Below are 268 nucleotides of genomic sequence, written 5' to 3'. Positions count from 1 at the left end.
CACCAGGATCAACTGACCCAACACCAACCCCAGGTAGGACGCGATCATATAGCCGCTGAACACCACGCCTCGCTGCTTGGCGTCCGCCTGCTCGTTGAGCCAGCTTTCGATGACCATGTATTGGCACATCATGCCCAGACCCACGATCATCCGCAGCACGATCCAGGCCGGCAGCCAGTTGATCAGGCCATGCCCGAGCACCGCCGCACCGACAATCCCGGCGCAGGTGGCATATGCACGAATGTGCCCGACCCGGGCGATCAGGCGG

Annotated in this window: 1 protein-coding gene; it reads right to left on the bottom strand. The window is 62.7% G+C overall.

Features of this window, described 5'->3' with window-relative positions:
* On the bottom strand, positions 1-268 hold a 268-nt coding region (locus tag KZZ04_RS19425), incomplete at both ends, for an MFS transporter (protein WP_219423910.1).

The sequence above is a fragment of the Pseudoalteromonas sp. CR1 genome (assembly GCF_019392235.1).
In the GTDB taxonomy this organism is placed as follows: Bacteria; Pseudomonadota; Gammaproteobacteria; order Enterobacterales; family Alteromonadaceae; genus Pseudoalteromonas.
Note: the sequence above shows the minus strand (reverse complement) of the source record. Positions and strands in the feature narration are given on the sequence as shown.